The 4752-nt window shown below is 61.7% G+C and carries 5 protein-coding genes; all 5 read right to left on the minus strand.

Going from position 1 to position 4752, the window contains the following annotated elements; all coding sequences use genetic code 11:
- Positions 1-50 precede the first annotated feature (50 nt).
- Positions 51-527, minus strand: coding sequence for an NADP-dependent oxidoreductase (locus AX702_RS08805; RefSeq protein ID WP_231731788.1), 477 nt, complete (start codon positions 525-527; stop codon positions 51-53).
- A gap of 15 nt (positions 528-542) precedes the next feature.
- Positions 543-1808, minus strand: coding sequence for a thiolase family protein (locus AX702_RS08810; RefSeq protein ID WP_066778597.1), 1266 nt, complete (start codon positions 1806-1808; stop codon positions 543-545).
- A gap of 31 nt (positions 1809-1839) precedes the next feature.
- Positions 1840-2571: a ferredoxin reductase gene (locus tag AX702_RS08815; protein WP_231731789.1), complete on the minus strand. Its 732-nt coding sequence runs from the start codon at positions 2569-2571 to the stop codon at positions 1840-1842.
- A gap of 7 nt (positions 2572-2578) precedes the next feature.
- A complete protein-coding gene (locus tag AX702_RS08820) occupies positions 2579-3184 on the minus strand; it encodes a sulfite oxidase-like oxidoreductase (RefSeq protein WP_066778601.1) in 606 nt (201 codons plus the stop codon).
- A gap of 305 nt (positions 3185-3489) precedes the next feature.
- Positions 3490-4479 (minus strand): VPGUxxT family thioredoxin-like (seleno)protein, type 2, encoded by a 990-nt coding sequence (locus AX702_RS08825; RefSeq protein WP_269450381.1) that lies wholly within the window; start codon positions 4477-4479, stop codon positions 3490-3492.
- Positions 4480-4752 lie beyond the last annotated feature (273 nt).

The following is a 4752-nucleotide window of genomic DNA, read 5'->3' on the forward strand; positions in this document are numbered from 1 at the left end:
AGTGGCAGAAAGCGTGAGCAGGAAATCAGGCTGTTTGCGAGCACACGCCGCTACGATTGCAAGCGCCTACAATTAGGCTCGTCGTGACCCAGCCCGATCAGGAACTGCCACGCGGTCAGGCCAGACATCGGAATCGCTGCGGCGTGAACGTGATCGATCGTGTTCGGTTTGAGGGCAAGATCAGATGATGGCGCGGATACGTACTCCGCATATCCGTGGCTGTCGCCGTAGCTTGGGAAGCGGATCATCCCGAAGACTTCGTCACCCGGCGTGAAACCCTGCACGTCATCGGCAACAGTTTCGACGACGCCAGACACATCGGACCCAGGGATCGCCGGGAATGCGACCTCCGGCCGCCATTCGGGCGGCAGCTCCGCATATCCTTCCCGAAGATACCAATCGGGCGGGTTGATCCCGGCCGCCGATACGCGGACCAGCACCTCACCCGGCTTCACCTCCGGCTTTGGCGCATCTTCGTATCGAAGCACGCTCGGCGCGCCGAACTCATGGAAACGAATAGCCTTCACTTCTCAGGTCTCCCCTCAAACGCGTTCGAGAAGTGCGACAGTGCCCTGGCCACCGTCGGCGCAGATGCTGACGATCGCGCGTGCTCCGACCGGTAGCGCCCACAGCTCTTTCACCGCCTGGCTGAGGTCGCGGGCGCCGGTGGCGCCGAACGGATGCCCGATCGCCACTGAGCCACCCATGGGGTTGACCCGCTCCCAATCGAACGGGCCCATGTCCGCCTCGACACCCGCCTTTGCGCGCACCCAGTCGGGATCGGTGATGGCCGCGACATTCGCCAGCACCTGTGCTGCAAACGCCTCGTGGATTTCCCACAGCGCGATGTCGGAGAAGCCGAGCCGATGCCGTGAGAGGAGGCGCGGGATGCCATAGGACGGCGCCATCAGCAGTCCCTCGGTATGAAGATCGACGGCCGATACCTCGTAATCGACCAGCCGGACGTGCGGGGTATCAGTCGGCAGTCTGGCAATGCCGGCTTCGTTGGCGACCCAGCAACCAGCCGCGCCATCGGTAATCGGTGAGCTGTTGCCGGCCGTAATGCTCCCCAGCCCGCTATCCCGGTCGAAGGCTGGCTTCAGCGCGGCGAGCCGCTCGATCGACGTATCGGCCCGCGGGTTGGCGTCGCGCGTCAGCTCAGGAAGCGGAACCACGAGATCGTCAAAAAAGCCGTTAGTCCAGCCAGCGACTGCACGCTGGTGGCTCTTGAGCGCCCAATCGTCCTGTGCCGCGCGCGAGATGTTCCAGGCTTTGGCGGTTTCCTCCATGTGATCGCCCATCGTACGGCCGGTGATGCGATTGGCCCAACCCTTGGTTGGCAGGACGTAGTCCCGCACGGTAAGCGACTGCAGCGCGGCCAGCGCGGCACCTGCATCCTTTGCGAAGAGGTCCGTGAGCCGCTTGGACGCCTCGGCCGTCAGGGCAAGCGAGGGTCGACTCATGACCTCGGCCCCGCCGACTAGCGACAGGTCTGCTCCGCCGCCGAGCATGCCTGCAGCGGCGAAGGTCGCAGTCATGCTGGTCGAGCAGGCGAGAACGACCGAGAATGCCGGCACGCTCGGGTTGAGCTTGGCGTCGAGCCAGACCTCGCGGGCAATATTGCTCCAGCCCAAGTTCGGTATCACGGTTCCCCAGACGACGAAGTCGGGCTCGGCATGCTGGGCCATCGCCTGTACCACCGGGACAGACAGCGAGATTGCATCGTATGTGGCCAGCGCTCCGCCCCCGCGACCGAATGCGGTCCGAAGACCGGCAGCCAAGAAAACGGGTTTGGCGAAACGGCTCATGATAGTCTCCCGGGACACTGGATCTGCGCCGTTAGCCACCGTAGCGCTCGGTCTTGATTGTCGCGGCGTCCAGGCCGGCGAACAGCGCGCCGTCCGTTGCGATGTTCACGAAGCCGTTCGAACCACAGACGAAGACGTGCGCAGGCGTGCGGGGAAGGCGAGTGATGACCTCTTGGACCATTGCGCCATCGATCCGTCGCGCAAAGTCGGTTTCACGCGTCGGCGCTTCACGCGTGATCGCCAGCGACAGCACGAAGCCGGGATCATCGAACTCGATGGCTTGGAGCTCTTTGGCGTACAGGACATCGCGAGCGGTGCGCGCCGATAGGAGCAGCGCCGTCGGCACATTCTGCGCCTCTACGCGGCGCTGTCGTATCATCGCCATCAGCGGCACCAGGCCCGAGCCTGCGCCGATCAAGAATACAGGCCCAGCTGCGTCCCGCGGCCAGAGGAAGTGTCCGCCAAGCGGCCCGCGAAGTTCGATCTCGTCACCGACCGCTGCCACGTCGTGAAAAAAGGGCGAGACCTCCCCGTCCGGAAGGCGTTCGATGGCGAGCTCAACAATGCCTGACCCATCGGGTGGTGAGGCGATCGAATAACTGCGCATCGCCATGTAGCCGTCAGGGGCGGTCAATCGCACATCGACGTGCTGACCCGCCACATGAGTGAATGGGTTGCCCAACCGGAGGGAGAAGCTCTTGATGGCCGGCGTTTGCTGAACGATTCTTTCAACGACGGATTTCTGCCACAGCGCAGCCTGCACAGCGCTCTCAATCATGCGTGTACCGCTGCTCGCGCCATGGATCGCCGTAGATGTGATAGCCGCGCAGCTCCCAGAAACCGGCTTCATCGCGCGTCGTGAACTGTAACGCCTTCACCCATTTGGCCGACTTCCAAAAATAAAGGTACGGAACGAGCAGCCGAGCTGGGCCACCGTGATCACGCGGAAGTGGCTGCCCTGCATATTTGAGCGCGACCATCGCCTTATCGGCGAGCAGATCCGCCAGCGGGACGTTCGTCGAATAGCCATCGTAGGAATGCACCAGCACGAAATCGGTCGGGCGCTCGAGTCCAGCATCGGCCAGGATGTCCTCGATCAGCACGCCCTCCCAAGCCGTGTCCAGCTTGGACCACGAAGTGACGCAGTGGATGTCCTTCTTCACCTTGGTCTGTGGCAGAGCGTTGAACTGGCTCCAGTCCCAGACCTTCGCCGGTTTTGGTCCGACCTTGACCGTAAAGTTCCACTTCGAGGTATCGATGTTCGGCGTCGGTCCCGCTGTGAGAACCGGGAAGTTGTCGACGAGATGCTGGCCAGGGGGGATACGGCCGGACTGATCCCCGCCCGATCCGCGTCCGGTAAAACCTCTTGTGACCATGCCGGACTCTCCTTCTCGTCGCGACAGCACGGGCCTGGTTTTCCGCTCACACTCCTGCGACAAGGGACTTTTCGCACGCGGATCCGCTCGAAAACGGATCTTGAGAAAACTCGTTACCTGATGCTCTGTCAGTATTAACAGACGTCACCCGCCGGGAACCGTGACGAGTACGTTCCGACTATACCGTTAGAGCAACGCTCTTTCCCAATACCCTGTCACTATAGTTTCGATAGCCACGAAGGCATCGATTTCAGCGTGATCACCGAGCTCACCGCAAACCTAAGTTTCGTTGAGACCCTTCGACATCAATCGGCTTTGCGAGCCGAACCAAGCTGCGCCCTCCGCGCCGGCCAGCTATGGCGAATGTCTTCGCGGTAAGTCTCTGCGTTGCTCACTCGCTGCAAAAGCGGATTGGCAAGCCAGGCGGCCTGCGACGGGCTAAGCAACTCGGGGATGGATCTGCGGTAGGGCAGCGCCAGGTTGATTTGAGTTCGCTGCGCCGCCGTCAGCGGCAGATGGCGGACGATGTTCTTACGCAGGTAGAATTGCGGCTCCCGATCCACGCTGAAGCCGCCGGGCGCCGCCGACGCAAAGCCTTCTACCCGAGCATAAGCGTTCAAGTCGGCCCGCGTGACCGTCTTCGGATCGAATTGAACCTGCACCGCTTCCTCGCCATCCACCCAGCCCGCATCGGTCGTGATCACCGCTGGATGCTGTGCAAGGCTTGTCTCACCCGACCAGAAACAGGGCGTCATGTAGACAGCGTTTTCGGTGAGGCCACTCTCGATCAGCAAGTCGCGCCCGAGCAAACGGAAGTACGACGGGACATCACCGTCGAGCATCTGCAAAACGGCGCTGAGCTTTTCATGCAGCCCGAGCGGATCGTAGCGATCGGCCAAGCGCGGCAGCAGCTCGGCGCCATCGGGTCGGAGAAACCGCATGACCGGATTGTTCCAGGATCGCTCGCCATAGAGGCGCAGGATTTTGGCATCCGCTCCAGGATGGTTGTTGAAGATCACCACCGGCACGAACCGGTCGGTGATCAGCTCTACCATGAGCGGATGCGTAAGAACGTCCTGCCCGAAGTGCACGCACGTCGAGCAACCCGGCACTTCCTGAAACAGCAGCAGCACCGGTTTGCCTTGCGCAGAGGCGAGCGCCATGCCGTGGTCGTAGCCGCGCATCCATGGGACGTCGCCAAGCTCGCGATGGTCGCGATGCGAAACTCCAGTCATTGTCATGCCCACTATGTAGTGAGGCGAAATCCAAATCACCGGCCACCGCCCCGCAAACATGGAAACTATACTCTCCAGCTATTGGAAAGGCGCAGGCGCAAGCTTCATAGTACCCACCGCCCGGGTTGAGTTTGATGCCCTAGAAAACAGTGCACCAGGATCTCCAGATCAAAAGCGGAGATGGATCACCACGAGTTCGGCCGAGGGCCGGTCTTCGTTATACTCCAGGTGTTGACGGGCATTCGGAGGAGAGGAATCCCGTCATGACCGACGTCGAACTGTCCGTCGTCAGAACATTCGGCACAACTCGCGGCGTATATTAGCGGAGTGCGG

The organism is Sphingomonas sp. CCH5-D11, assembly GCF_001557395.1.
GTDB lineage: Bacteria > Pseudomonadota > Alphaproteobacteria > Sphingomonadales > Sphingomonadaceae > Sphingomonas.

Bases quoted from the DNA above. Each gene is read 5' to 3' on its own strand.
- AX702_RS08825 (WP_269450381.1), bottom strand. From the start codon at position 4,479: ATGTTTGCGGGGCGGTGGCCGGTGATTTGGATTTCGCCTCACTACATA.
- AX702_RS08820 (WP_066778601.1), bottom strand. From the start codon at position 3,184: ATGGTCACAAGAGGTTTTACCGGACGCGGATCGGGCGGGGATCAGTCC.
- AX702_RS08810 (WP_066778597.1), bottom strand. From the start codon at position 1,808: ATGAGCCGTTTCGCCAAACCCGTTTTCTTGGCTGCCGGTCTTCGGACC.